At 40.2% G+C, this 25,953-nt stretch carries 29 protein-coding genes; 22 read left to right on the top strand and 7 right to left on the bottom strand.

Annotated features, from left to right (window positions below):
- Positions 1–23 precede the first annotated feature (23 nt).
- The 22 genes from rplV (at position 24) to KXJ59_RS15780 (ending at position 17,687) form a co-directional block, all read left to right on the top strand.
- Complete coding sequence (rplV, locus tag KXJ59_RS15885; protein ID WP_133475588.1) at positions 24–368, top strand: 50S ribosomal protein L22; 345 nt, start codon at positions 24–26, stop codon at positions 366–368.
- Between the two features lie 15 nt (positions 369–383).
- A complete protein-coding gene (gene rpsC / locus KXJ59_RS15880; protein WP_295206831.1) occupies positions 384–1,187 on the top strand; it encodes a 30S ribosomal protein S3 in 804 nt (267 codons plus the stop codon).
- A gap of 98 nt (positions 1,188–1,285) precedes the next feature.
- Complete coding sequence (gene rplP, locus KXJ59_RS15875; RefSeq protein ID WP_294990801.1) at positions 1,286–1,705, top strand: 50S ribosomal protein L16; 420 nt, start codon at positions 1,286–1,288, stop codon at positions 1,703–1,705.
- A gap of 125 nt (positions 1,706–1,830) precedes the next feature.
- Complete coding sequence (gene rpmC, locus KXJ59_RS15870; RefSeq protein ID WP_295206829.1) at positions 1,831–2,043, top strand: 50S ribosomal protein L29; 213 nt, start codon at positions 1,831–1,833, stop codon at positions 2,041–2,043.
- A gap of 105 nt (positions 2,044–2,148) precedes the next feature.
- Positions 2,149–2,409, top strand: coding sequence for a 30S ribosomal protein S17 (gene rpsQ, locus KXJ59_RS15865; protein WP_295206827.1), 261 nt, complete (start codon positions 2,149–2,151; stop codon positions 2,407–2,409).
- Between the two features lie 126 nt (positions 2,410–2,535).
- The gene (rplN, locus tag KXJ59_RS15860) at positions 2,536–2,904 is read left to right on the top strand and encodes a 50S ribosomal protein L14 (protein WP_133475583.1); all 369 of its coding nucleotides are present in this window, start codon (positions 2,536–2,538) and stop codon (positions 2,902–2,904) included.
- Between the two features lie 101 nt (positions 2,905–3,005).
- Complete coding sequence (gene rplX, locus KXJ59_RS15855; RefSeq protein WP_295206825.1) at positions 3,006–3,344, top strand: 50S ribosomal protein L24; 339 nt, start codon at positions 3,006–3,008, stop codon at positions 3,342–3,344.
- Positions 3,344–3,919 (top strand): 50S ribosomal protein L5, encoded by a 576-nt coding sequence (gene rplE / locus KXJ59_RS15850; RefSeq protein ID WP_294990789.1) that lies wholly within the window; start codon positions 3,344–3,346, stop codon positions 3,917–3,919. Before rplX ends, rplE begins: the two co-directional genes overlap by 1 nt.
- A gap of 68 nt (positions 3,920–3,987) precedes the next feature.
- On the top strand, positions 3,988–4,257 hold the full coding sequence (gene rpsN, locus KXJ59_RS15845) for a 30S ribosomal protein S14 (protein ID WP_295206823.1): 270 nt from the start codon (positions 3,988–3,990) through the stop codon (positions 4,255–4,257).
- A gap of 68 nt (positions 4,258–4,325) precedes the next feature.
- Positions 4,326–4,724 (top strand): 30S ribosomal protein S8, encoded by a 399-nt coding sequence (gene rpsH / locus KXJ59_RS15840; RefSeq protein ID WP_178889642.1) that lies wholly within the window; start codon positions 4,326–4,328, stop codon positions 4,722–4,724.
- 93 nt (positions 4,725–4,817) lie between these two features.
- A complete protein-coding gene (gene rplF / locus KXJ59_RS15835; protein WP_295206822.1) occupies positions 4,818–5,372 on the top strand; it encodes a 50S ribosomal protein L6 in 555 nt (184 codons plus the stop codon).
- Between the two features lie 93 nt (positions 5,373–5,465).
- Positions 5,466–5,816 carry a 50S ribosomal protein L18 gene (gene rplR, locus KXJ59_RS15830; protein ID WP_295206821.1) on the top strand — a complete coding sequence of 117 codons (351 nt, stop codon included), beginning with the start codon at positions 5,466–5,468 and terminating at the stop codon, positions 5,814–5,816.
- Between the two features lie 28 nt (positions 5,817–5,844).
- Positions 5,845–6,366, top strand: a complete 522-nt coding sequence (rpsE, locus tag KXJ59_RS15825; RefSeq protein WP_295206819.1) for a 30S ribosomal protein S5 — start codon at positions 5,845–5,847, stop codon at positions 6,364–6,366.
- A gap of 69 nt (positions 6,367–6,435) precedes the next feature.
- A complete protein-coding gene (gene rpmD, locus KXJ59_RS15820) occupies positions 6,436–6,618 on the top strand; it encodes a 50S ribosomal protein L30 (protein ID WP_295206817.1) in 183 nt (60 codons plus the stop codon).
- Between the two features lie 180 nt (positions 6,619–6,798).
- Positions 6,799–7,248, top strand: coding sequence for a 50S ribosomal protein L15 (rplO, locus tag KXJ59_RS15815; protein WP_295206815.1), 450 nt, complete (start codon positions 6,799–6,801; stop codon positions 7,246–7,248).
- Positions 7,249–7,325: 77 nt separating this feature from the next.
- The gene (secY, locus tag KXJ59_RS15810; RefSeq protein WP_295206814.1) at positions 7,326–8,675 is read left to right on the top strand and encodes a preprotein translocase subunit SecY; all 1,350 of its coding nucleotides are present in this window, start codon (positions 7,326–7,328) and stop codon (positions 8,673–8,675) included.
- Between the two features lie 122 nt (positions 8,676–8,797).
- Positions 8,798–9,601 (top strand): type I methionyl aminopeptidase, encoded by an 804-nt coding sequence (gene map / locus KXJ59_RS15805; RefSeq protein ID WP_295206812.1) that lies wholly within the window; start codon positions 8,798–8,800, stop codon positions 9,599–9,601.
- A gap of 30 nt (positions 9,602–9,631) precedes the next feature.
- Positions 9,632–11,164, top strand: a complete 1,533-nt coding sequence (locus tag KXJ59_RS15800) for a M20/M25/M40 family metallo-hydrolase (protein WP_295206810.1) — start codon at positions 9,632–9,634, stop codon at positions 11,162–11,164.
- A 4-nt stretch (positions 11,165–11,168) separates the two neighbouring features.
- Complete coding sequence (locus tag KXJ59_RS15795; protein ID WP_295206809.1) at positions 11,169–12,401, top strand: NAD(P)/FAD-dependent oxidoreductase; 1,233 nt, start codon at positions 11,169–11,171, stop codon at positions 12,399–12,401.
- Positions 12,402–12,479: 78 nt separating this feature from the next.
- A complete protein-coding gene (locus KXJ59_RS15790; protein WP_295206808.1) occupies positions 12,480–14,315 on the top strand; it encodes a PDZ domain-containing protein in 1,836 nt (611 codons plus the stop codon).
- Between the two features lie 192 nt (positions 14,316–14,507).
- Positions 14,508–17,090, top strand: coding sequence for a zinc-dependent metalloprotease (locus tag KXJ59_RS15785; RefSeq protein ID WP_295206806.1), 2,583 nt, complete (start codon positions 14,508–14,510; stop codon positions 17,088–17,090).
- 168 nt (positions 17,091–17,258) lie between these two features.
- Positions 17,259–17,687: a CBS domain-containing protein gene (locus KXJ59_RS15780; protein WP_295206804.1), complete on the top strand. Its 429-nt coding sequence runs from the start codon at positions 17,259–17,261 to the stop codon at positions 17,685–17,687.
- A 130-nt stretch (positions 17,688–17,817) separates the two neighbouring features.
- Here the strand turns inward: KXJ59_RS15780 and KXJ59_RS15775 are convergent, their stop codons facing one another.
- From KXJ59_RS15775 to KXJ59_RS15745, 7 genes are all read right to left on the bottom strand, one after another.
- Entirely contained in the window at positions 17,818–18,858 is a 1,041-nt protein-coding gene (locus KXJ59_RS15775; protein ID WP_295206802.1) for a PDDEXK nuclease domain-containing protein, read from the bottom strand.
- Between the two features lie 358 nt (positions 18,859–19,216).
- Positions 19,217–20,014, bottom strand: coding sequence for a hypothetical protein (locus KXJ59_RS15770; RefSeq protein WP_295206800.1), 798 nt, complete (start codon positions 20,012–20,014; stop codon positions 19,217–19,219).
- 19 nt (positions 20,015–20,033) lie between these two features.
- The gene (locus KXJ59_RS15765; protein ID WP_295206798.1) at positions 20,034–22,364 is read right to left on the bottom strand and encodes a TonB-dependent receptor; all 2,331 of its coding nucleotides are present in this window, start codon (positions 22,362–22,364) and stop codon (positions 20,034–20,036) included.
- A gap of 425 nt (positions 22,365–22,789) precedes the next feature.
- Positions 22,790–23,233 (bottom strand): DUF6326 family protein, encoded by a 444-nt coding sequence (locus tag KXJ59_RS15760; protein ID WP_295206796.1) that lies wholly within the window; start codon positions 23,231–23,233, stop codon positions 22,790–22,792.
- Positions 23,234–23,243: 10 nt separating this feature from the next.
- The gene (locus tag KXJ59_RS15755) at positions 23,244–23,864 is read right to left on the bottom strand and encodes a hypothetical protein (protein ID WP_295206794.1); all 621 of its coding nucleotides are present in this window, start codon (positions 23,862–23,864) and stop codon (positions 23,244–23,246) included.
- An 80-nt stretch (positions 23,865–23,944) separates the two neighbouring features.
- Positions 23,945–24,523, bottom strand: a complete 579-nt coding sequence (locus KXJ59_RS15750; RefSeq protein ID WP_295206792.1) for a cyclic nucleotide-binding domain-containing protein — start codon at positions 24,521–24,523, stop codon at positions 23,945–23,947.
- A 165-nt stretch (positions 24,524–24,688) separates the two neighbouring features.
- The gene (locus tag KXJ59_RS15745; protein WP_295206790.1) at positions 24,689–25,507 is read right to left on the bottom strand and encodes a KilA-N domain-containing protein; all 819 of its coding nucleotides are present in this window, start codon (positions 25,505–25,507) and stop codon (positions 24,689–24,691) included.
- Positions 25,508–25,953 lie beyond the last annotated feature (446 nt).

Here is a 25,953-nt window from a genome sequence, read left to right as displayed (position 1 = left end):
CAGGATCAGAAACCAATAAAGAAATGGAAGCAGTAGCTAAACTGAACAATTATCCTACAGGGCCGCGCAAAATGCGTTTGCTGGCTGATGTGATCCGTGGAATGGAAGTAGAGAAGGCCTTGGCCATTCTCGAACACCACCCACAGCACAATGCTGTGCCCCTGGCAAAATTGCTGAAGAGTGCTATCAGCAACTGGGAGCAGAAAAACAATGGCGCCAGCGCAGCAGACAGCAGCCTGGTGGTAAAAACTGTATTCGTTGACGGTGGCCGTGTACTTAAGCGTATGCGTCCTGCACCCCAGGGCCGTGGCTACAGGGTACGTAAACGCAGTAACCATGTAACATTAATCGTAGATTCTAAAAACTAATTGTAAAACCACTATATGGGTCAGAAAGCAAATCCAATTGGTAACAGGTTAGGTATCATCCGCGGATGGGAAAGTAACTGGTATGGCAGCAAGAAAGATTATGCCTCCAAGTTAATTGAGGATCATAAAATCCGTACTTACCTGAACGCCCGTATCAACAAGGGCGGTATTGCCAAAATTGTAATAGAGCGTACCCTGGGTAAGCTGATCGTTACTATTCACACATCTAAACCAGGTATTATTATCGGTAAAGGTGGTGGAGAAGTAGACCGTATCAAAGAAGAATTGAAGAAATTAACCGGTAAGGAAGATGTGCAGATCAATATTCTTGAGATCCGTCGTCCGGAACTGGATGCAAATATTGTTGGTGATACCATCGCTCGTCAGATCGAAAACCGTATCAATTTCAAACGTGCTACCAAAATGGCGATTGCTTCTACACTCCGTATGGGTGCTGAAGGTATCAAAATTAAACTGAGTGGTCGTTTGGGCGGTGCTGAGATTGCGCGTAGCGAAGAATTCAAACAAGGTCGTGTGCCCCTGCATACTTTCCGTATGGATATCGATTATGCAAACGTATATGCTCAAACCGTATATGGTAAAATCGGTATCAAAGTATGGATCTGTAAAGGCGAAGTACTCGGTAAACGTGAACTGAACCCCAACTTCGTAGGTGGAAAGAATGATATGAGCGAAAGAAGAAGTGGTGATGACCGTGGCGGACGTGGTGGCGACAGAAGAGATGACCGCGGTGGACGTAGCGGCGGTGGAGACAGAAGAGATAACCGTGGCGGAGGCGGAAGAGACAATAGAAGATAATTTGAAAATGTGGCAATTTGAAAATCAAATTTCAATGAGCCAGGAATAATCCAACCATTTTCAAATTTTCAAATTTTCAAATTTTCAAATTGTAATAAATGTTACAGCCTAAAAGAAGTAAACACAGGAAACAGCAGAAAGGCCGCATTCGTGAAGTGGCTAAGCGTGGTACTTCCATATCATTTGGTTCATTCGCACTCAAAGCGTTGGAGCCTATTTGGTTAACCAACCGCCAGATCGAATCTGCACGTCAGGCTATGACCCGTGCCATGAAACGTGAAGGTAATGTGTGGATCCGCGTATTTCCTGATAAAATCATTACCCGTAAGCCACTTGAAGTGAGAATGGGTAAAGGTAAAGGTAACCCTGAATTCTGGGCTGCTGTTGTAGAACCAGGACGCATCATTTTCGAATGCGACGGTGTATCACAGCAGGTTGCTCAGGAAGCTATGGAACTGGCTGCTCAGAAACTGCCAATTAAAACCAAATTCATTGTAAGGAGAGACTTGCAAGCTTAATTTGAAAATCAGGTAATTTGAAAATTTGTCTCTAAAGACTCTTTTGGAGAAAATGTTTTCAGGTTGCCCAAGCAGAGAAAGTAATTTCTAAATTTTCAAATTTTCAAATTTTCAAATTGACCAAAATGGCACACAAAAAAGTTGAATTCAATAAAGGTCTGAAAGATATGAATGTTACAGACCTGAAAGCAAGGATCCAGGAAGATCAGCTCCGTCTGAAGAAGCTGGAATTTGCACATGCAATTTCTCCACTCGAAAACCCGATGACTGTTCGTGGTTTGCGTAGAGATATTGCACGTCTGAAGACAGAACTGAAGAAAAAAGAATTAGGCATATAAAAAACAGCTGCGAGCTGCGAGCCACGAGCTGCGGGCTTGTACAAAATCAAAATGCTCGAATCAGCCTTGGGCTGATCAGAGCTCATAGCTAAAAAAAAAATAACAATGGCTGAAGTAAGAAATTTACGCAAAACAAGGATCGGGGTTGTAACCAGCGATAAAATGGATAAGACCATTACTGTTGCGGTGGAAAGAAAAGTAAAACACCCTATCTACGGAAAGTTCGTAAAGAAAACCACTAAGTTCCATGCACACGACGAAAAAAGCGAGTGTGGTGTTGGCGACGTAGTAAAAATTATGGAAACCCGTCCGCTGAGCAAAACAAAGCGTTGGAGACTGGTTGAAGTAGTTGAGAAAGCAAAATAAAATAGCAGTGGCTAAAGCCACAAGCTTCAAGCTGCAAGCTGCAAGAATTTGAGCTGTAGCCTCTGATAAAATTGATAAAAGTTCAGCATAGGGTTAAACCGAAACTGAAAGCTAAAAGCAAAAACAATGATTCAGCAAGAAAGTAGATTGAATGTAGCTGATAACAGTGGTGCCAAGGAAGTACTTTGTATCAAAGTACTGGGTAACAGTGGACAGGATTACGCCAAGATTGGTGATAAGATTGTAGTAACTGTAAAAGATGCGATCCCTGCCGGTGGTATCAAAAAAGGTACTGTATCAAAAGCAGTTATCGTTCGTACCAAAAATAAATTACGTCGTAAGGATGGTTCATATATCCGTTTCGATGACAATGCGGTGGTATTACTGAATAACTCAGATGAGCCACGTGGTACACGTATTTTCGGACCAGTAGCGAGAGAGTTACGTGATAAAGGATACATGAAGATTATTTCACTGGCTCCGGAAGTTCTTTAATAATAAACAAGCCGTTAGCTATTAGCTGTTAGCTACTGGCGATCGACATAATAATTTTGGTTGGCAATTGCTAACCGCTAAAAGCTAAAAGCTCAAAAAAGATGAGTACAAGATTTAAACCCAAATTCAACATCAAAAAAGGAGATACCGTAGTGGTGATCACCGGTGATGATAAGGACTTGAAAAAGCCCCGCAAGGTGTTGGAAGTTATTGTGGATAAAGGCCGTGTGGTGGTAGAAGGCGTGAATATCGTTACCAAACATACCAAACCTTCTGCACAGAATACAAAGGGTGGTATTGTAAAAGTAGAAGCTCCGATCAACATCAGCAATGTAATGTTATGGGATGCTAAAACAAGTGCGCCTACAAAGGCAAAACGTACCCGCGAGAATGGAAAATTAGTTCGTATATCTAAAAAATCAGGGGAGGTAATCAAGTAATGAGTACTACAAAATACACTCCGAGATTAGCAGATAAGTACAGCAAAGAAGTTGTACCTGCTTTAATGAAAAAGTTTGCTTACAAAACTGTAATGCAGGCTCCTAAACTGGAAAAAATCTGTATTAACCGTGGCGTTAATGGTGCGGTTACAGATAAAAAACTGGTTGATATCGCAGTAGATGAGCTGAACATGATCACTGGTCAGAAAGCAGTTCCTACCATGTCTAAGAAAGACATTTCTAACTTTAAACTGCGTAAAGGTATGCCCATCGGCGCACGCGTTACACTGAGAGGTGAGAAAATGTATGAATTCCTGGACCGTCTGGTATCTGTTGCGCTGCCACGTGTGCGTGACTTTAAAGGTATCAGCGATAAAGCGTTCGATGGTCGTGGTAACTACACATTAGGTGTTACCGAGCAAATCATCTTCCCTGAAATCGATATCGATAAAGTAAATAAAATTACCGGTATGGATATCACTTTCGTAACCACTGCCCAAACAAATGAAGAAGCATATGAGTTACTGAAAGAACTGGGTATGCCATTCAAAGGAGCAAAAAAAGACAATAATTAAAAAGTAACTGGTAGCAGCCGGTTTGTAAAAAGCAAATCCGGAACCTACTCAAATCTAAACATAAAAAAATGGCAAAAGAATCAGTAAAAGCCAGACAAAGAAAGCGCGAGGCAATGGTAGCCCAGTATGCAGAAAAACGTGCCGCTTTAAAAGCAGCAGGTGACTATGCAGGATTGGATAAACTGCCAAAAAATGCTTCACCTGTTCGTCTAAAGAACCGTTGTCAGCTTACAGGACGTCCGAAAGGTTATATGAGATACTTCGGTCTCTCAAGGGTAATCTTCCGCGATATGGCCCTGAATGGTAAAATACCAGGTGTAAAAAAAGCAAGCTGGTAATACTACCCTGTCCCGATCAAGATCGGGAAATTGGTACAAAATTTTGAACACGAATAATTCTAATAAAAATGGTAACTGATCCAATAGCAGACTTCTTAACCAGGATTCGTAATGCACAGATGGCTGGTCACAGACTGGTAGAAATTCCTGCTTCTAATCTGAAAAAACGTATGACAGAGATCCTGTACGAACAGGGTTATATCCTGAAATACAAATTTGAAGATGATAATAAGCAAGGTCTTATCAAGATCGCGCTGAAATACGATCCATCCACCAAACAACCTGCGATCCGCTCTCTGGAAAGAGTAAGCCGTCCGGGTCTGCGTCAATATGCTAAACCTGCCGAGATCAAAAGAGTAATCAATGGTCTGGGTGTGGCTATCCTCAGTACATCTAAAGGTGTATTAACAGATAAGCAGGCAAAAGCACAGAATGTAGGTGGAGAGGTTCTTTGCTACATTTCTTAATTGAATTTGAAATTGTCCTGTCTGACAATTAAGCTTTTTAGTCGGAGCTGAACACGGTCAGGATTTTAGTTGAACAATAAAATTTAAACGACTATGTCACGTATTGGAAAGCAACCCGTAGTTATCCCGGCTGGTGTTACCATTTCGGTAAGCAAGGATAATGTGGTAACTGTAAAAGGACCTAAAGGTGAATTAAGCGAAAACATCGACAGAGATATTATTGTTACTGTAAAAGATAACGAAGTAATCTTTGCCCGTCCTACAGATCAGATTCGTCATCGCGCTATGCATGGTTTATACCGCGCATTGGTAAGCAACATGGTAAAAGGTGTAACCGAGGGTATTAAAAGAGAACTGGAACTGGTGGGTGTGGGTTTTAAAGCAGCCAATACCGGTAACCTGTTAGATCTTGCTTTGGGTTATTCTCACAATATCATTTTCGAAGTTCCAAAAGAACTGAAAGTAGCTACTGTTACTGAAAAAGGTCAGAACCCCAAGATCCTGTTAGAAGGTATCGATAAGCAACTGATTGGTCAGGTAGCAGCTAAACTGAGAAGCTTACGTAAGCCTGAACCATACAAAGGTAAAGGTGTGAAATATGCTGGTGAGATCCTCAGAAGAAAAGCAGGTAAAGCAGCCGGTAAATAACAAATAGTTTATGGTCAATGGATCATAGTCAATGGACTTCAATAAAATGTAAAACAAGCTTCCGGCCGAATCGGAAGTAACAAATAGCAAACAATGGGTAAATTAATTCAAAGGCAAAAAATCAGGTACCGCATTCGCAAGAAAGTGGCAGGTACGGCTACAAAGCCCCGCTTATCTGTATTCAGAAGCAATGCTGATATCTATGCTCAACTGATCGATGACGTAAATGGTCTTACACTGGCATCAGCATCATCTCGTGATAAAGATATTGCTGCTCAGAAAGTAACCAAAATCGAAAAGTCGAAACTGGTAGGTGCCACAATCGCACGCAAAGCCACTGAACTTGGATTGAATACAGTTGTATTCGATCGTGGTGGTAATCTTTACCATGGCCGCGTTAAATCCGTAGCTGATGGTGCAAGAGAAGGTGGTCTTCAATTCTAATCTGCTAACACAATTAATCGTTAGATAAATGTCTAAAGTAAACGTAAATAAGGTAAAAGCCGGTGGCGACATGGAACTGAAAGAAAAAGTAGTTGCCATTAACCGTGTGGTGAAAACCACTAAAGGTGGTCGTACCTTCAGCTTCTCAGCACTGGTAGTAGTGGGTAATGAAAGTGGTGTTGTTGGACAAGGTCTGGGTAAAGCCAAAGAAGTTCAGGAAGCCATTACCAAGGGTATCGAAGATGCCAAGAAAAACCTGGTAAAAGTTCCTGTAATGCATGGAACCATTCCTCACGATCAGTGGGCGAAAGAAGGTGCTGCTAAAGTGTTGATCAAACCAGCCGCTCATGGTGCGGGTGTGATCGCCGGTGGTAGCATGCGTGCAGTACTGGAAAGTGCTGGTGTAACAGACGTACTGGCAAAAAGCCTCGGTTCTGCTAACCCACATAACGTGGTAAAAGCAACCATCAAGGCCCTGAGCCTGTTGCGTGAGCCTATTCAGGTGGCAAAAAGCCGTACAGTAAAGCTGAGTAAAGTATTTAATGGATAATCATTGGTAGATAGTCCATAGCCCATGGTCCATGGTCTATCGACTATGGACTAACTCAATAAAGTAGTTATGAAAAAAATTAAAATCACACAGATTAAAAGCGGTATCGACAGACCAGAGCGTCAGAAGCAAACACTGATTGCCTTAGGTTTGAAGAAAATGCATGCTTCAAAAGAAGTAGAAGCTACTCCTCAGATCCTGGGTATGGTGAATAAAGTGAGCCACCTGGTGAAAGTAGAGGAGCTTAATTAATTTGAAAATTTGAAGATTTGGAAATTTGTCCGCAGGACTCCTTCGGAGAAAATGAGTCATGTATTTGATTCATTTTCCATTTATATTACTCTGAATCTTTCATTTTCAAATTAGCACATTTCCAAATTTCCAAATTAACACGCGAGGGGTGATTCCCCGAAAGTTCAAAATCAGATAAACATGAAACTACACAATCTCCAACCTGCAGCAGGTTCTACACACAAAGAAAAACGTTTAGGTCGTGGTGAAGCATCCGGTAAGGGTGGTACATCTACAAAAGGTAATAAGGGTGGTCAGAGCCGCGCCGGTTACAAAAGTAAAATGGCTCACGAAGGTGGTCAGATGCCTATTCAGCGTCGCGTACCAAAACGTGGCTTTAAGAATAATAACCGTATTGAGTTCGTAGTATTTAACCTGGGTCAGATCGACCAACTGGTTGAAAAATATGGTTTCACTGAATTCAGCCTTGAAAACCTCTACATCAATGGTTTAATCAGCCGTACCGATAAAGTAAAAATATTGGCCAACGGTGAATTGAAAGCAAATGTATCTTTCAAGGTGAATGCGATCAGTGAAAAAGCAAAAACTGCTATTGAAACTGCAGGTGGTAGCGTTGAAATTATCAAGTAATTTTACCGTAACTTGCCAGACGCACAAAGTGCGTCTTTTTTTGGTTTAAGACTATTAACGCTTACAATTGCATTCAAGTGAAAAAATTAGTTCAGACATTAAGGAATATTTGGACGATAGAGGAGCTTCGTAACAAGATTATTGTAACACTTGCACTGGTTCTTACTTATCGTATCGGTACACAGATTGTTTTACCAGGTATCGATCCTGCTAAAATAGAAGCTGCACAGGCATCCGCTCAAAGCAATGGCGGCCTGCTCGGTATCTTCGATATGTTTGCCGGTGGAGCTTTTTCTCAGGCATCTATTCTGGCACTGGGTATCATGCCCTATATCTCCGCATCTATCTTTATGCAATTGATGACCATCCTGGTACCTCAATTACAGAAAGTACAGAAAGAAGGAGACAGCGGCCGTAAAAAAATCAATCAGTGGACCCGTTACCTCACTGTTATTGTAACCGCATTCCAGGCAGGTGCCTATGTGGCTTACCTGAACAGCCCGGGTTATGCTGAAGCAATCATCCCCGCATATGCACCATTCTTCTGGTTCTCTACAGTTATTACCTTAACTGCAGGTACCATGTTTGTAATGTGGCTCGGAGAAAAAATTCAGGATAAAGGGTTAGGCAATGGTACATCTATCATCATCATGGTAGGTATCCTTGCACGTTTACCACAATCGTTAATTCAGGAGTTCAGCGCCAAAGGCGAAAGAGCAGGTGGTGGTTTACTGATTTTCCTGATTGAAATTGCTATCCTTATTGCCGTAATACTTGGTTTGATTGTACTGGTACAGGGTGTTCGTAAGATACCTGTAAACTATGCAAAACAAATCATAGGTAACCGTCAGTTTGGTGGTGCGCGTCAGTTCCTGCCTATTAAAGTAAACAGTGCAGGTGTAATGCCGATCATCTTTGCCCAGGCAATCATGTTCCTGCCTACACTCGTATCATTTACCAATTTAGATTCTGCTCAGGGTATCGTTAAAATATTCAATGACCATAGTAACACATGGTACATGGTGGTGTATTCAATCATGGTAATTGGATTTACCTTCCTGTATACAGCATTGATCTTTAACCCCAAGCAGATTGCAGAAGACCTGAAACGTAATAACGGTTTCATTCCTGGCGTAAAACCTGGTCAGCCCACTGCTGATTATATCGGATCTGTGATGGATAAGATTACTTTACCCGGCGCCATTTTCCTGGCCCTGGTAGGTATCATGCCCGGCTTTGCACAGCGTTTGGGTGTTACACAAGGCTTCAGCACTTTCTTCGGTGGTACATCACTGCTGATTATGGTGGGTGTGGTATTGGATACACTGCAGCAAATTGAAACCTACCTGCTGATGCGTCAGTACGATGGTTTGATGAAAAGCGGCCGTGTACAGGGCAGACAAACTGTATCTACTACAACAATATAGTTTTTAAGACCATGGTCTATGGACTATGGTCTTAAAAAATAAAATACGATATTTGCAAACCTGTTGTCCCGCCTTAGGCTGGATGGCAGGTTTCTTTTTTTATCATGTCGAGACGAATAAATATGATCATCTACAAAACAGAAGCGGAAATAGCGTTGATGAAAGAAGCAGCACTTCTTGTCAGTAAAACATTGACAGAAGTGGCCAGGGTTTTAAAACCGGGCATGACGACTATGCAGATTGATAAGCTTTGTGGCGATTTTGTAAAAGATCATAAAGCAGTACCCTCTTTTTATAATTATCGCGGCTATCCCTATAATGTTTGTGCATCGGTGAATGATGTGGTGGTACATGGTTTTCCTAACGAAGAAGCTTTAAAAGATGGCGATATTGTTACCATTGATATGGGCGTTATCCTCAACGGATGGCATGGCGACCATGCATATACTTTTATTTTGGGTGAAGTAGCACCAGAAGTAATGCAATTGGTGAAAGTAACAAAAGAGTCATTATACAAAGGCATTGAAAAAGCAACCGTGAACAACAGGGTGGGAGATATCTCTTATGCAATACAAGAACATGCCGAAAAGAAACATGGTTATGGTGTGGTAAGAGAGCTGGTAGGACACGGATTGGGAAGAAGCCTGCATGAAGATCCACAGGTACCTAACTATGGTAAAAGAGGCAATGGACCCAAAATGAAGGAGAACCTGGTACTCGCCATCGAACCCATGATTAACCTGGGTACCAGAGAAGTATACACTGAAGACGACGGCTGGACTATTCGTACACAGGACGGGAAAGCATCCTGCCACTTTGAACATGATGTTTGCATTAAACGCGGTCAGGCATTGATACTGTCTGACTATAGTATTATTGAAGCTGCTGAAAAGGCAAATCCAAACCTCAATGCAGCTTATTATTAGACGATCAAGTCTTGAATAAAACTGCTGTATATGAAAAAACTATGCTTCCTTTTCTCTCTATGCCTGTATTCATTGCAAATACTAGCACAACCACCCGCTATTGAAAAAGTCAGAAAACTAAGACAGGAGAAGGAGCATGAATGGCTGAATGAATTCATTCAGTTGTTGGCAATCCCCAATGAAGCATCAGATGCATACAACATACAACGCAATGCATCATTGATCATGGATATGATGCGGAAACGCAATATCCAGGATGTCAAATTACTCAGTCCTGCCACAAAAGATGCACCACCGGCCGTATATGGAGAAATAAAAGTACCTGGTGCCGTTAAGACAATAATTTTTTATGCGCATTACGACGGGCAACCCGTAGACCCAACGAAGTGGGCAAAGGGTTTTCAACCATTTACGCCTGTACTGGTTAACGGGAAAACTGCGGATGCAGAAAAGATCATTCCTCTCCCTCCGGCAGGAAGTCCTGTAAATGAAGACTGGCGCATTTTTGCCAGAGGAGCATCAGATGATAAGGGTGGCGTAATGTCTATCTTATGGGCTTATGAAGCTATTGTCAAATCAGGTCAGTTACCCAACTGTAATGTGAAATTCTTTTTCGAAGGTGAGGAGGAAGCCGGCTCCGGACACTTACAGGAAATACTCTTAAAATACCCCAACGAATTAAAATCAGATATCTGGGTCATCAGTGATGGACCTGTGCATCAGTCGGGAAACAAACTTATTTGTTTTGGTGTGAGGGGCGATGCCAATATGGACATAACTGTATATGGCCCCACAAGACCCTTACATAGTGGGCATTACGGTAACTGGGTACCCAATCCTGCATTGATGATGGCCAAACTACTGGCATCGATGAAAGATGAAAAAGGTAAAGTAACCATCAAAGGTTTTTATGATGATGTAACACCATTATCACCTGCAGAAAAAGCAGCTATTGCCAATATGCCGAAAGTAGATGAGCAGATGAAAAATGAACTCGGATTTATCAAACCTGAAATGGATGGTTATTCCCTGCAGGAATCACTGATGTTGCCATCGCTGAATATAAATGGTATGCAAAGCGCCAATGCCGGAAAACTGGCTGCTAATGTTATTCCCACAATTGCAATGGTAACACTTGATCTTCGGCTGGTAAAAGGGAATGATTATGAAGTACAGCAGCAGCGTGTAACAGATCATATAAAGGCACAGGGATATTACGTAACAGATAAAGACCCGACAGCAGAAGAAAGAAAACAGTATCCGAAAATAGCGAAAGTGATAAAGTATGATGGGTACAATGCACAGCGTACACCAATGGATCTGCCCATAGCCAAAGAAGTAGTAGAAGCGGTAAGAACTACTGCAAACGGAACATTGGTGATCGTTCCTTCATTAGGAGGAAGTCTGCCTTTGTATAAGTTTGAAAAATACCTGAAAGCCAATACCATTAGTGTACCCATCGCCAATCATGATAATAACCAGCATGCAGAGAATGAAAATATCCGTATCAAAAATTTGTGGAACGGTGTAGAAACAATGGCTGCAATCATGCTGATGAAATAAGCCAATGCAAAAAACACTTGTAGTGATAGGAGGAGGAGCGGCCGGTTTTTTTTGTGCCGTCAATGCAGCGAGAATAAACCCTCAGTTGAAAGTAATACTGTTGGAAAAAACAGGGAAACTGCTTTCCAAAGTAAAGATAAGTGGCGGCGGAAGATGTAATACAACACATGCCTGTTTTGAGATACCAGAACTGGCGAAACGATATCCCCGCGGACAAAATTTTCTCAAAAAATCTTTTCACTGGTTCAATACCAATGATACGATTGAATGGTTTGCAGAGAGAGGCGTGATATTAAAGACAGAAGTTGATGGAAGAATGTTTCCTTCTACAAACGATTCACAAACTATTATTGATTGTCTGTTGCGTGATGCGGATAAATTCAGGGTAGAAGTACAACTTGGCCGTGAAGTAAAAGCAATAGAAAAAAATGAAACTGGATTTATTGTTCATTTACCGAATGATACTAAAATAGTTGCCAATTATATCTGTGTGGCAACTGGCGGTTATCCGAAATCTGTTATGTTTCAATGGTTACAACAAACCGGACATAGTATTGAAGAACCTGTTCCTTCACTTTTTACCTTTAATATGCCGGGGCATCGCATCACATCACTGATGGGAGTAAGTATAGCAAATACAACTGTAAAAGTAACTGGAACCAAATTGGTTGAAACAGGCCCCGTATTAATTACTCACTGGGGTATGAGCGGCCCTGCCATACTTCGTTTATCTGCATGGGGCGCCAGAGAATTGGCATCAAGACAATACGAATTTTATATCCTGATCAATTGGCTCGGTACAGAAACGGAAAGCCAGTTGCGTGAAAGATGGCAGGAAATAAGAGAGACGAATGCAGCTCAAAAAATCGGGAATAAAAATCCTTTTCAGCTACCCAATCGTTTGTGGTTATACCTGCTGGAAGAGTCTGGTATAACTGCAGAAATGCGGTGGGCCGATCTTCCAGCCAGACTGCAGAATAAACTGATACAATTTCTTACCACACATGACTTTCATGTAAAAGGTAAAACAACTTTCAAAGAAGAATTTGTAACCTGCGGGGGTATAAAATTAGCGGAGATAGACCCGAATACCATGCAAAGTAAGAAAATGGAAGGATTGTTTTTTGCAGGCGAAGTAATGGATATAGATGGTATAACCGGAGGCTTTAATTTCCAGAACGCATGGACAAGTGGCTTTTTAGCCGCAAAAAAGATAGGAGAAGCCAGTCTGGGCTAAAATACAAGAAGTGATGGTTAATTCATAGCAGGTTATTTCCGGAGCTGATGAATAATTTGTAAGGACTAAAACCCTTTTATGCAATCACCTGCTTTCAAAACTCAGTTCGGGAGAGTTTTTCTTTTAATAGTAAGCGTATGTACAGCGTTGTTTACTATAGCACAAACACCGTCTATTCAGTTCACAGTATCTTTTCCAGAAGCAGCAACGCATTTTGCATCTGTTGAAATGAAATATGATCCGAAAGGGAAGAAAAATATTGCGTTTGAATTGCCGAACTGGACTACCGGTTATTACCAGTTGATGTATTTTTCAAAAGACCTGAAAGATTTCAAAGTAAAAAATAGTAAGGGCGATACACTGGTATGGCAGCAGAAAGCACCCAATCACTGGATGATAAATGGAGATGGAAAACCATTCACTATTAACTACCGCATTTACGGTAACAGGCGATTTGTTGCATCCAATTATATTGATGAAGAATTTGCCTACCTCTCACCAGCTGGTATTTTTTTATACCCTGTAGGAGGTATCACTTACCCATCCGTTATACGTATTCAACCCTATACCAACTGGAACCGCGTAGCTACCGGGCTTGCTCTCGTGCAGGGAGAACCATTTACCTATCGTTCGCCCGATTTTGATATTCTTTACGACAGCCCGTTTCTCTTAGGAAGTAAGCTGGAAGACCTGCCTTCTTTTACTGTAAATAATAAGCCACATTATTTCGTGGCGTATAAACCCGGCGAGTTTGATCGTGCTATTTTCATGAATGATCTTAAAAAAATTGTGAGCACCGCATCAGGTATCATTGGCGAAATTCCTTACGGACATTATAGTTTTCTGGCTATTGGTCCGGGCGGCGGTGGAATAGAGCACCTCAATTCTACATCTATTGCTTTCAGTGGGCAAGGTTTATCAACCAACCGCTCTGCGCGAAATCGTATGTACCATTTTCTGGCCCATGAATATTTTCATCACTATAATGTAAAAAGAATCAGACCCATTGAATTAGGCCCTTTTGATTATAACAAAGGAAGCCGAACCAATTCGCTATGGGTATCGGAAGGATTGAATGTTTATTATGAAAACCTGATACTCAGAAGAGCCGGTTTAAAAACGGATGAAGAAGCTTTAGCAACCGTACAGCAGCAACTGGCTTCGTATGAAGCTAAACCGGGAAGGCTTTTTCAAACCCTGGCAGAATCAAGTTTTCAGACATGGTCCGACGGTCCGTTTGGCAGAACAGGTGATGAGGTAAATAAAACCATCTCTTATTATGACAAGGGGCCAGTTGTGGGAGTGATGCTTGACTTCAGGATCAGGTATGTTACAGGAAATAAACGTTCACTGGATGATGTGATGCGGAAACTTTATTATGACTATTATAAGAAGAAAGGCAGGGGTTTTACCGAAGCTGAATTGAAACAGGAAATTGAAACAGTGAGTGGAGAAAAGATGGATGATTTTTTTGAATACATCTATACCCTAAAACCACTGGACTATGCGCGTTATTTTGCCCATGCCGGATTATTGGTGGATCAGACGCCTAAGACAGTACCTGCCTATTCAGGCCTTACAGTATCGGAAAGAAGAGACACTGTGCTGGTGAATGCGGTAGACTGGCAGTCACCGGCCTGGAATGCAGGATTAAGAAGACAGGCGAAAATACTTTCAGTAAATAACCAGCCGGTAAAAACAGCGGCTGAATACAATAAAATCATCGCCGGAATGAAAACAGGTGATGAAATACGGATACATGTAATTACAGGTAATGAAAGTATAATGGTAAAATTTGTATTAGGTGAAAAAGAGGAACGTTCCTATGCAGTAACTGTAAATCCTGCTGCTGATGCAACTGCTATGAAAGTTCTGAATGGATGGTTGACAGGTAAGACAGAGAAAACAGATTGAATTATTAGGAAGATATATTACGCATGTAGATAAATACATATGTATTTTACTAAATTAAATTTGTGAAATTGCTTTCACGGGTTTTGATTATCACTTTGATCCTACACTTATTGTTAAATTTTACCACTTATCCAAAGCAATGGTAATAATTAGACAGGTTTGATTATTTTGAATTCAACTAAAACACTCGCTATGAGAAGACCTTTGATAGGCACATTATTATGTGCGGGAATACTGAGCATGAATGCCAATGCACAGCAGCCCCCAGCCGTTCCACCAGGAGCAAGACCTGCAGGTGATACCACAAAACCCGCAGCGGCACCCAAAAAGCCATCTGTAGCCGACAGAACAAAAGGCAATAAAAAAATCGAAGGCTTATTTACCTTATACCAGGATACAACTACAGGTAGTATTCAGATGTATATAAGAAAGGACCAGTTAAACAAAGAGTTCATTTACCAGAGTTTCTCTATCAATGGACCCACTTCTTTGTTCCTGCACCAGAGTATGCACAGAAACACAGGTGTTTTTACCATGAAAAAAGCATTCGACAAGATTGAATTTCAGGTGGTGAATACAGGATTCTTTTACGATAAATCAAACCCTGTAAGTAAAACCGAAGATGTAGATAAACCCGAGGCGGTTTTTTACAACGACAAGTTCAGTATCGAAGATTCATTAGGCTACCTGATAAATGCAGACCAGCTTTTCCTGAGTGAGAAAATGGACCCGGTGAAACCTATTTTTGGACCCGGACAGGCTACACCTTTCACTTTTAACCTCGGAGGATTAAACCCCACCAAATCGAAATACGCCAATATCCGCTCATTCCCCAATAATACAGATGTAGTCGTGGATCTTTCTTACGATAATCCAAGCACCATCGCCGCAACCGGACCGGATATTACAGATGCCCGTTATGTACGTGTACGTATGCAGCACAGTTTTATTGAAATGCCTAAGAACGATTTCCGTGCGAGAAGAGATGATCCCCGTGTTGGTTATTTTACACAACAACGTAACGATCAAACAAGTATCAGTCCAACTCCATACAAAGACATGATCAACAGATGGGGACTGGTTAAAAAAGATCCTTCTGCTGCATTGAGCGAGCCGGTTGAACCATTGGTATACTGGATTGAGAATACCACTCCGTATGAATACCGCCAGACAATTATGGAAGCGGGGCTGAAATGGAATGAAGCTTTTGAGAAAGCAGGTTTCAAAAATGCAGTACAAATGAAAATCATGCCCGATGATGCTACCTGGGATCCTGCCGATATTCGTTATAATGTTATTCGTTGGGTGTCATCAGCACAACCACCTTATGGTGCCATCGGACCCAGCTTTGTAAATCCGCGTACCGGACAAATCCTCGGAGCCGATATTACTGTTGAGTGGTTCTCAGGAAGTGCTACACCTATTTCTGATGAGTTATACAACGGACCATCAATGGAATCTAAAATGCATTTGCCCGGCATGAATATGCAGCACTATGCAACCTGTACACTGGCCGGTGAGCTGAAAGCGCAGTTTATGACCGGTCAGACCACTTTACAGGCCATGGATGCTCCTGAAGCAGAGATCAAAGAAATGCATAAGCAATTCCTCATTTACCTGATTATGCATGAAATGGGTCATACACTTGGTTTGAACCATAACATGAAAGCGAGTCAGATGTTATCACCTGCAGATATCAACAATACAGCTATCACCCGCCAGATTGGTTTAATTGGTTCTGTAATGGATTATCCTGCCATCAACGTTTCTTTAGACAGAAGCAAACAGGGTGATTATTATACTACCAAAGCTGGCCCTTATGATTTATGGGCTATTGAATTTGGGTATACACCATTATCAGCAGCAGGAGAAGAAGCGGGTATCACAAAAATATTATCACGCAGTACCGATCCTAAACTGGCATTCGGCAATGATGGTGATGATATGCGTGCACCCGGTAAAGCCATGGACCCACGTGTAAACGTAAACGACCTTACCAGCGATGCGATAGCATATGCCGAAGACCGCTTTAAACTGGTGAATAACCTGATGGGTAAGTTGGTGCAGAAATACAGCAAACCCGGACAGTCATACGCAGAACTTCGTGCACGTTATGGCGCATTACTCGGGCAGCGTAACAGTATGATTAATGCGGTAAGCCGTTATGTGGGAGGTGTATATATTGACAGAAGTTTCCCTGAACAGAATTCGGCCAATAAACCATACACGCCAACACCACTGGCTACACAGAAAAAAGCGATGGAAGTATTGACTAAATATGTATTTGCACCCAATGCTTTTGATGCAGATGCACAGGTATTTCCTTACCTGCAAATACAGCGTCGCGGATTTAACCAGCCAAACAATGGTGAAGATTATAAAGTAACCAACAACATCACTGCCATCCAGGTAGGAGGTACACTGGCACATATATTAAACCCTGCTACTTTACAGCGTATCAACAATACACGTTTGTATGGTAACCAGTATAGTGTGGCAGATGTAATGAACGACCTGGTAAAAGGTATTTTTGATGCAGATATCAATGGTAATGTAAATGTGTACAGACAATACCTCCAAACTTCTTTTGTAAAAGGAGCCGGTAATTTCCTTACACCACAGGCACCGATTGATGATGTATCGAAAGCAGCAACCTTATACACTTTAAGAAAACTCCGTACCAAACTGGCCGCAGCAGTATCAACCAATGAAGAAACAAAGGCCCATAGAGCCAATCTGATCTTTTTGATTGATAAAGCGTTGAAGACAGACTAAGAGAACAGAGAAACCGAAGAACAGAGAAACAGAGGAATATTCAATATCCAAGTAAAACTTATCTGGTTATTGAATATTCCTCTGTTTCTCTGTTCTACGTTTATTACCCCTCTCCGGGCTTGCAAATGTCAAATCATTCCTTTATATTAAAGCTGTAAAACACTTGCCATGCGAAAAGTTAGTAATGTTCTTCAGCGAAAAGGAAACCGGGTAACCATTGTACCACCCGAAATGACTGTTATTGATGCACTCCGTATTATGTCTGAACAGAATATTGGATCGGTAGTGGTGATGAAAGAGGAAAAATTTGCCGGAATCATGACGGAGCGCGATTATTCCCGCAAAGTGATCCTGAAAGGCCGCCATTCCAGCGATACTCCGGTAGGAGATATTATGACCACCGATTTTCCTTATGTAAGTGGAAATGACAGTGTAGATGCCTGTATGCAGTTAATGACCTCACATAGACTCCGTTATTTACCGGTGATAGAAGATGAACAACTGGTAGGTATTATCTCCATCAATGACCTGGTAACAGAAACCATTCTTACACAGGCAGAAACAATTAATCAGTTGCAGAGTTATATACAGTCGTAGTATGATGATTGGGTGGGAAGTTGGGAAGACCGAAAGACGGATAGTCGGAAAGACCGAGAGATGAACACGATGAGGAACTGTTTTGATACAAGTTTCATGTTTGCGAAAACTTACTGGTCATCGTTTGCTTTCATCTTTTTGATAACTGCTCTATTAACTGATGCAATTTATTGGCCAGTAATTTCTTGGGTATCAGCTTTGTTTCATAATCGGCAATTATAGCCGGGGAAGTATTTCGGGCCATTGCATATTCTACTACAGCTGTATCTTTTCCTTTGCAAAGTAATACGCCAATGCTGCTGTTCTCAAAAGGCCGTTTAACATCCCTGTCAAGGGCTTCCAGGTAAAAATTGAGTTTACCTAAAAACTCGGGTTCAAATTCCTGGATTTTTAGTTCAAATAAAACGAGACATTGCAAATCGCGTTGATAAAAAAGCAGATCCGTATAATAATCTTTGTTACCCACCTGCAGACGATATTGATGCCCCATATAGGTAAAACCTTTCCCTATTTCGAGAATGATCTTTTGTAAATTCAGCATTAGTGCTTTCTCAAGGTCAGTTTCAGAGTGTCCGTCAGGCAAATCAAGAAACTCAAATATATAAGGGTCTTTAAAAAGATTTTGAGGCAATTGTTTCATTAATGCAGGCACTTTCTTGTTGGCCAGTACAGTTCTCTCAAAAACTGCCGAATTGAGTTGACGTTCCAGTTCCCGTGTAGACCAATGCTCATTAATGCAGGCATGTATGTAAAACAACTTTTCTTCAGTAGTTCTGGTTTTTGACAGAATCAATAAATGATGCGTCCAGCTAATTTGTGTCAGCACTGCTGACACAAATCTAAGTGCTTCATTTTCAGATTGTTCTATTTGTGTCACCACTGGTGACACAAATTCGGGCGCGGTATAAGTTTCAAAAAACTGCCTCATCCGGTAAAGACCTCTTCGGTTGAAACCTTGTAAGCCCGGATATTTGGAAGCGATGTAGCCCGCCAGTTCTTCAACAGTATTATCGCCCCAGGCGCCTGCTGATACTTTTCCGGAAACAATATTTCCCACTTTGAAGTATAAAAGCACCAGTTCTTCATTCACTTTTTGAAAAGCCCTGTTCCTGGCTTCTTCAATCAGCAGGGCCACCTGCTCAAATTCTACCTTTGTTTTCGGCTTACTCATTGGGTGTATCTGTTCGTGAAGTGCTATCGACTAACGGTTTTTCGAACATAGAATCGGAAATATCGTTAAGCACAATTTTTTTCATACAACCAACATCCGCAATAAATCAATCGTATTTCCCGCAATTTTTATAGGTGGTATTTTGAATACGCCTCAGATGAACTCATTTACTAGTCGGGAAGTTTGAGGGTCGATGATGAGGTAAATGGAACACAGATTATTATGAAACATCCTGGTTCCAGGAATTTTCTATTTTCAACATATAGGGCAGTAGAGTGTGTTAGATAAACAAGGTGACAAGGATATTCTCCTGCCACCTTGTTTATAAGTTGAGCTGGTTAAATGTTTAATTATTTTTTTATGGGATTACTATATTCTTTTTTTGATAAGTATTAGCCCCGAAAATACCAATGGCATTGCCGGTAATATTACTTATTGGGTTGTCTGGAACAGCAAGTGGACTGCCAGTGGAAGATTGAGAAAAACTAAACCAATATTTATAATTGGCATAGTCAATACAATTCATGACAACTTCAATCACATCACCTTTTTTGAATTCATCACTTTCTCTTGAATAAATCAGCGGAAAGGTAATTTTTTTACCATCAATGAATGAATCGTCATAGGCAAAAATGTCTTTTATTAATCTTCCATTTTTAAACATAAACAAATTGTAATTATTGCCGAATCCTTTTGGGTCGTTGTAAAAAGGTGTTACCACTTTTACTGTTTTGTCAAAGAATGGGAAATCCTCTACCACTAAAGAATCTAAATTTACCATTACCGGCATCTTTGAACTTGATGTGAGTGTAACGCCATTTGTTATCACTTTCAGATGATAGGTTTTACCTGTAATGCCTACTAAACCGGGGTTTTGGTAAATGCCAGTGGCTGTTTCTGGTAATGAATACACTGTACCGTTATCTTCCTGTATGGTAACAGTTGCACCTGTTAATGGCACTATGCTGTTATCAGATTTTACTTTATTAGTATAAGATAGTTTAACTGTGCTGCCCAGCGTTACACTATTTGTTACCTCACCATCAACCACTATTAATGGAGTAGTAGTGTCTAAATCCAGGTCTATTGTTTTTTCGCAACTTGTTACTGAAAACAGAAGTAGTGCTAAATATAATATTGAATGTTTCTTTTCCATTTATGTTGGTGTTAATTTATTAAAATTTGAAATTGTAAGATATTGATGGAACCCAGCGGAATAAGGTGGTTTGCCTTATTTCTGTAATATTGGGGTTATCCTTATTGTCTTTAAAATTAATGGCATAGGCATTTTCTCTGCCATATGCATTGTATAAACCAAATACCAATTCTTTGCTCCATTTTTTTGTTTTCTTTAGTTGCATGGTAGCACCAAAATCTAAACGATGGTAATTCGGCATTCTGTCGGCATTTCTGCTGTTGTAGTAATAAGCCGTTTGTCCATTAACCTGGTATTTACCCGAAGGAAATGTAACAGCATTGCCGGTGTAGAAAACAAAGTTTCCGCTAAGTGTCCATTTTTTGCTTATCTGGTATATTCCAACAATTGAGATATCGTGTGGTCTATCTTGTGTTGCATTGTACCATTTATTGTTATTGATGCCGGTAATTTTTCTTTCCGACTTACTTAAAGTATAACTAACCCATCCGGTAAGTTTACCTGTTTTTTTCTTTAACATAAACTCTACACCATAAGCCCGGCCTTTGCCAAATAATAGTTGTGCCTCAACGGTTTCATTCAAAAACAGGTCAGCCCCATTTCTATAGTCTAAAACATTTTCCATTTCTTTATAGTAAGCCTCAGCGGTAAACTCATAGGCGTTTTGCAGAATGTTTGTATAATAACCTACGCTAAACTGGTTGCTGATTTGTGGTTGAATGATATTACTGGTGCTGGCCCACTTATCCAAGGGGTTTGAACCATTTGAATTGGTTATTTGGTGCATATACTGCGCATTACGCGTATATGCTGCTTTGATGGATGTATTGGCATTTAACATATAACCAAGAGAGACCCTGGGCTCAAGGTTGTAATATGTTTTTACCACCGCCCCTTTTGCATATGCAATCGTGTCTTTAATATTACCCTTGTCATCTATATCAAAAAAATCGCCTCCCCCCATGACGTTAAAAGCACTAAGCCTTGCGCCAATTGTGATGTTCAGATTTTTGCTGGGCTTTAATGTGTTGCTTGCATAAACAGCATTTTCAAAAGAATATCTTTTGTCCTGAATATTATCGTTGATGCTCGAAGTTGCATTGCCTGTAATTTCTCCGGGACGAATAATATGATAAATACTGGACCATCCAAAGCGTAAATTGTTATTGTTGTTAATGCTGTATTGGTAATCCTGCTTTACATTCCAATCCCTGATCTGGGAAAAGATTCTAATATCGTTGGTGCCATTTTTAACTTTAAACTCATAGTTATAATTACTGAATATTAAGGAACTGTTTAAAAATAAACGACTGTTAAAAATGTGGTTCCAACGAAAAGTTCCGGTTCCATTACCCCAATTGGTTTTAAATTGGTTGTTAAATCCTAAAAGATCTTTACCGAAATAACCACTTAAGTAGAGCTTGTCCTTTTTACCTAGTTCATAGTTCAACTTGGCGTTTAAATCGTAAAAGTATAGTTGATTTTCTTTCGATTTTTCGTCAAGTTGTAAGAATACATCGGCATAGGTTCTTCTGCCGGTAATCAGGAAAGAAGATTTATTTTTTTGAATAGGCCCTTCAACATTCAGTTTAGCACTGATAAGCCCCAAGCTACCACTAACACTGGTGTTTTGATTGTTTCCTTCATTCATTCTTACATCCAGCACGCTGCTTAATCTTCCTCCGTATTGTGCCGGCATTCCTCCTTTATACACTGCAATATCTTTTATAGCATCGCTGTTAAAAGTGGAGAAGAACCCAAACAGGTGAGCGGCGTTGTAAATGTTGGCCTCATCAAGGATTATTTGATTTTGGTCGGTACTGCCACCTCTTACAAAAATCCCGCTATTACCTTCACCGGCAGTTTTAATGCCAGGCAGCAACTGAATGGTTTTTAATAGATCTTTTTCACCAAAAATTACCGGAATGTTTTTGGCTTCTTGCACCGATATTTTTTCAATACCCATTTGTGAGCCGGTAACAGAACGACCAGAAGATTTACTGCTGGTAACTGTAACACTGGTTAACTCATAATTCGCTTCTAAAAGGCTAATATTTTTCTCGATATTACTTACTAAATGAATGCTTAATGTATCTGGCGATTTGCCCAACGAACTAAACACAATCTGGTAGCTGTTGGGCGCTAGTGAAATGCTGTAAAAGCCATATTCATTTGAGGTTGTGCCCGCATTGCTGTTTAACACTTTAACACTTGCGCCAATAATGTACTCACCAGTATTTTTGCTTTTAACACTACCGCTAATGGTATAATTTTTTTGCCCAAAACCTTTTTGGATTGAACTTAATAATAAAAATAGTAACAGTGCGTTGATTGATTTTCTTAGTTTCATAATTTATATTACTTATGTAAATCCCGTTTTTGTTTGACTTTGTTTATAGATGGAGATACTGTTAAATTGATGTATGTATATTTCGATAGTTTAAATTTGAAAAATTGATTTATAGTAATGTCAAACCTCTTTTTTTAAGCCGCGGCTTGATAAACTGTTCTTGCCGGTTTTTTATCTTTTTCTAAAAGTGAATCATAATAGGGGGGGTAAGATCTCTAAATCCGTTAAGTTGGAAAATGTGAGATCTATAAAAGCGATGTCAGTTTTTTTAAAGCTGGCTTTTGTTAGAATTTCAAATATATTCTTAAATGCAATCCCCGCTTGCGATAGAACGGTTTCATCTATAAACTCACCATTTAAGTCTACGGAAACTTGTCTACTTGTATTACAACCATTTCCTGCCACAGCAGCATATTATTTTATTGTTAGTTGGGATGTAAAGTTTCATCACTTGGCCACTTCCATGCAAGGTGGATGATCAGACAAAGCAGCACTACTTCTACAGCCGCCGCAAAAATCATGTGTATCCAGGCTTCTCCAGCCAGGTTAAATAGCATATAAGGAATAAGAACTGTTGCCACAATGATATTTGTTAAACGATTTGCTCTGGCAGTGAGTGTAACAGAAAGAAAAATCATCAATATCGGAATGGTAGCCAGCGAAAGTGCAGTGAAAATAAACCCCTGTGTAATATCAAATACAAACACTTTTCCTTTTTGTATATCTTCTATCTTATTCGGCATGTATAAGTGAAAATAATCTACATAGATGTAGAGAAACATAAAACTAGCCCACAGTGAAGCCAGCTTTAGTTTCACACTTACTGTGATGTCTTGCAATTTTTTTTGCATTAGTTTTTCTGTGCTCATAAATTTTCATTTAAAAGTTAAAGCCAAAGTCGAGCCCCGGTTGAATAAAATAGTTATTCCATTTATTTTCTACTGCTTTAAAAGCTGCTGGAACATTTGTTCTTAGAGGCCAATAACTAATTCCAATAGCGGGCTCAAAAAAGAAGCGGTTTTTGAAAAACTTAAACTGATAACCCAGGTAAAAGTCCAGGTAAAGCGAGTAACCATTTCCGATCTTTTTCTTATTGGCATCAATATATTTTTCAAAAGCATTCAATGCATAAACGGATGTATAAGCGCCTTTCCACCAAAACCGCTGGTATCCTACGGTAGGTGCAAGTATGCGTGCGTGACCCGGATAATTTTCTCCCGGTGCATCAAATGATGGTGAACTAAAGGGGATGCCTAATGGCCAGGAATAAATGGATCTTTTAAACCTGAATGAAACAACATCTTTGGGGGTAATCCTGTATCCAACATTTAATTGTACATACTCCGGATTGTTTACCTGATCGAAATTCCCTAACATCAATAGCGAACTTCCAACAAACCATTTTTTATGCGCACTGTCTTTTCTGGCATCCTGTGCCTTCAGTTGTAGACTACTTGCCCACAGAAAGGCAAGTCCCATCCATACAATTTTCTTCTGCATCTCTTTTTAGTGTTAAGTGATGATGCAAAAGTAGATTGGTCGGTAGCGTAGGTACGTTCACTTAAGTTAAGAAATGAGGATTAGCTCTTTTTCTCCAGAATTCTTGCTCTGAGTCTGCTTAAAGACTGTGGTTTGATGCCTAAATAGCTGGCTAACTGGTGTTGGGGAACACGCTGAATAAGGTCTGGTCTTGATTGCAGTAAATTCAAATATCGTTGTTCAGGGGAGGAGGTTTTAAACTCATCAAAGTCAATACGCTGCTGAGCCAACAATTCTTCCGACAATTTTCTACACATTAATTCAAACTTTGGAAACTTACTGTTTACTTCTGCTTCCATATCAGAATTTGAAACGGTAAGAATGCTGTCTTCTACACAACTGATAAAATATTCAGAAGGGGTTTTATTGATCACAAAATGAGGTGTTAAAGCATCCATTTCTGTGTAGAAAGCAGTTGTTTTTTCTTCCCCGTCTATCAGGTAATAAGAGCGGATACAGCCTTTTAAAACAAAGTAACTTTCTTTCGAATGTTGTCCTTCTTTCAGTAAAATCGTTCCTTTCTTAGCCGAGCGAAACAGGTTCAAAGAAACGAGTACGTTCTTTTCATCTTCTGTCAGTGTAATGTATTTTGAAATAAAGTCGAATAGTATGTTTTCCATTGTTTTGTTGTTACGGCGGTATTTTACACTTGAGAACTACCGTAAAAGTAGGCAATTAAAGAAGATAAAACGTACTTAGGAAATCTATAATATGATCAGATTATGAACATATTGGATTTAAATTTTCTCCTGTACAAGTTGCTCGGAAGTTTATAGGTAGCCAGCTCATTTACTCAAACGCGTAAGCGATGGTCTGTTCAACAGTGTTTTCATTTGTTGAATCGCAGTTTTATTCAAGAGTAGTAAACGCTCAGGTTGCGCTATACCCTGGTGAATCAAAACCGCATTCAGGCTTTCCAGGTTGGAGAGTATGACCAATTGCTCCAGCGAAGCCTGGTCTCTGATATTTCCGATTGTATTACTATTTTCTTTTCTCCATTGAGCAGCCGTTTTGCCAAACAAAGCCATATTCAGTAAGTCGGCTTCTGAAGCATATACATATGCACTTTCTTTTGCAGACAGTAGTTTCGGTACCAGCTTTTCTTTAATGGCATCGGTAAGAATATGGTAATTCAGTTTCGATAAAGTGCGTTGCAGGCTCCACCCAGATTGTAACTGTTTGCTTTCTGCTGCCTTCAGCCGCTGAAATTCTTTGATGAGGTAGACTTTAAACTCAGGCGAAATCCACATGCCAAATTCAAGGGCAATATCTGCATGGGCAAATGTGCCACCATATCGCCCGGCGGTTGATCTGATACCGATGGCATTGGTTTTTTCCATCCATTCTTTGGCACTCAGTCTATAACTGTTTAAACCGGCCTGTGTTCTAATTAGGGCGAATTCGCCATAATTAAAATCCGGGTTATTTACGCTTTCCCAGATGCCCAGAAACTCAATGGTATTCCGGTTTCTTAACCAGTCGGAAATAAAAAAATCGCCATCTTTTGCTTTCAGCATGTCTGTTAGCGAGATATAATCGGCATCCTGTTCTTTAAACATGGATATGGCAATGCCTTTTACCTCGATGTTGGTTTTCTTTTTCATAGAACCAACATCGTGAAGAATGTAAGCGTATTTCCCGCAAATTTTATAGTCGGTATTTTGAATACGCCTCAGCCGAATTGCTTTACTATTCAGGAAGTTTGAGAAACTGATGAAGCGGGAAATGGAACACGGATTTTCATGATTGTGATGATCTATCATGATCATCCGAGTTCTATAAGTTTTCTATATTAAGAATCAGTAGAGAGATAAATTTTTTTTTATTGCAATTAGCGCAGCAATGATTGTAATGGTAAGAAGCAGAAAGAAAATATCTGCTTTCATCTTTTCTTTATTACCCGTTTTAATCGATTTGCGTAGCTCCGCTATTTTTTTGGATAAGGTAAGAGAGCCGACTAAAAGTAGTATGATATAAAATGAGGACATATGCGGCTTTTCTTAAAATTATTACTTATATCACAATAATCTGTGTGCTATGAATTTTCTAT

The organism is Sediminibacterium sp. (assembly GCF_019264485.1).
Lineage (GTDB): Bacteria > Bacteroidota > Bacteroidia > Chitinophagales > Chitinophagaceae > Sediminibacterium.
Note: the sequence above shows the minus strand (reverse complement) of the source record. Positions and strands in the feature narration are given on the sequence as shown.

What these genes read in the sequence shown, in the direction of transcription:
- KXJ59_RS15760 (WP_295206796.1), bottom strand. Translation starts at nt 23,233, where the DNA reads ATGAGCACAGAAAAACTAATGCAAAAAAAATTGCAAGACATCACAGTA.
- KXJ59_RS15770 (WP_295206800.1), bottom strand. Translation starts at nt 20,014, where the DNA reads ATGGAAAAGAAACATTCAATATTATATTTAGCACTACTTCTGTTTTCA.
- KXJ59_RS15790 (WP_295206808.1), top strand. Translation starts at nt 12,480, where the DNA reads ATGCAATCACCTGCTTTCAAAACTCAGTTCGGGAGAGTTTTTCTTTTA.
- KXJ59_RS15745 (WP_295206790.1), bottom strand. Translation starts at nt 25,507, where the DNA reads ATGAAAAAGAAAACCAACATCGAGGTAAAAGGCATTGCCATATCCATG.
- rpsE (WP_295206819.1), top strand. Translation starts at nt 5,845, where the DNA reads ATGTCTAAAGTAAACGTAAATAAGGTAAAAGCCGGTGGCGACATGGAA.
- rpsN (WP_295206823.1), top strand. Translation starts at nt 3,988, where the DNA reads ATGGCAAAAGAATCAGTAAAAGCCAGACAAAGAAAGCGCGAGGCAATG.
- rplN (WP_133475583.1), top strand. Translation starts at nt 2,536, where the DNA reads ATGATTCAGCAAGAAAGTAGATTGAATGTAGCTGATAACAGTGGTGCC.
- rplO (WP_295206815.1), top strand. Translation starts at nt 6,799, where the DNA reads ATGAAACTACACAATCTCCAACCTGCAGCAGGTTCTACACACAAAGAA.
- KXJ59_RS15750 (WP_295206792.1), bottom strand. Translation starts at nt 24,523, where the DNA reads ATGGAAAACATACTATTCGACTTTATTTCAAAATACATTACACTGACA.
- KXJ59_RS15775 (WP_295206802.1), bottom strand. Translation starts at nt 18,858, where the DNA reads ATGAGTAAGCCGAAAACAAAGGTAGAATTTGAGCAGGTGGCCCTGCTG.
- rpsC (WP_295206831.1), top strand. Translation starts at nt 384, where the DNA reads ATGGGTCAGAAAGCAAATCCAATTGGTAACAGGTTAGGTATCATCCGC.
- KXJ59_RS15780 (WP_295206804.1), top strand. Translation starts at nt 17,259, where the DNA reads ATGCGAAAAGTTAGTAATGTTCTTCAGCGAAAAGGAAACCGGGTAACC.
- rplF (WP_295206822.1), top strand. Translation starts at nt 4,818, where the DNA reads ATGTCACGTATTGGAAAGCAACCCGTAGTTATCCCGGCTGGTGTTACC.
- KXJ59_RS15765 (WP_295206798.1), bottom strand. Translation starts at nt 22,364, where the DNA reads ATGAAACTAAGAAAATCAATCAACGCACTGTTACTATTTTTATTATTA.
- rpsH (WP_178889642.1), top strand. Translation starts at nt 4,326, where the DNA reads ATGGTAACTGATCCAATAGCAGACTTCTTAACCAGGATTCGTAATGCA.
- rpmD (WP_295206817.1), top strand. Translation starts at nt 6,436, where the DNA reads ATGAAAAAAATTAAAATCACACAGATTAAAAGCGGTATCGACAGACCA.
- rplP (WP_294990801.1), top strand. Translation starts at nt 1,286, where the DNA reads ATGTTACAGCCTAAAAGAAGTAAACACAGGAAACAGCAGAAAGGCCGC.
- rpmC (WP_295206829.1), top strand. Translation starts at nt 1,831, where the DNA reads ATGGCACACAAAAAAGTTGAATTCAATAAAGGTCTGAAAGATATGAAT.
- rplV (WP_133475588.1), top strand. Translation starts at nt 24, where the DNA reads ATGGAAGCAGTAGCTAAACTGAACAATTATCCTACAGGGCCGCGCAAA.
- rplR (WP_295206821.1), top strand. Translation starts at nt 5,466, where the DNA reads ATGGGTAAATTAATTCAAAGGCAAAAAATCAGGTACCGCATTCGCAAG.
- rplX (WP_295206825.1), top strand. Translation starts at nt 3,006, where the DNA reads ATGAGTACAAGATTTAAACCCAAATTCAACATCAAAAAAGGAGATACC.
- rpsQ (WP_295206827.1), top strand. Translation starts at nt 2,149, where the DNA reads ATGGCTGAAGTAAGAAATTTACGCAAAACAAGGATCGGGGTTGTAACC.
- map (WP_295206812.1), top strand. Translation starts at nt 8,798, where the DNA reads ATGATCATCTACAAAACAGAAGCGGAAATAGCGTTGATGAAAGAAGCA.
- KXJ59_RS15755 (WP_295206794.1), bottom strand. Translation starts at nt 23,864, where the DNA reads ATGCAGAAGAAAATTGTATGGATGGGACTTGCCTTTCTGTGGGCAAGT.
- KXJ59_RS15795 (WP_295206809.1), top strand. Translation starts at nt 11,169, where the DNA reads ATGCAAAAAACACTTGTAGTGATAGGAGGAGGAGCGGCCGGTTTTTTT.
- rplE (WP_294990789.1), top strand. Translation starts at nt 3,344, where the DNA reads ATGAGTACTACAAAATACACTCCGAGATTAGCAGATAAGTACAGCAAA.
- KXJ59_RS15800 (WP_295206810.1), top strand. Translation starts at nt 9,632, where the DNA reads ATGAAAAAACTATGCTTCCTTTTCTCTCTATGCCTGTATTCATTGCAA.
- KXJ59_RS15785 (WP_295206806.1), top strand. Translation starts at nt 14,508, where the DNA reads ATGAGAAGACCTTTGATAGGCACATTATTATGTGCGGGAATACTGAGC.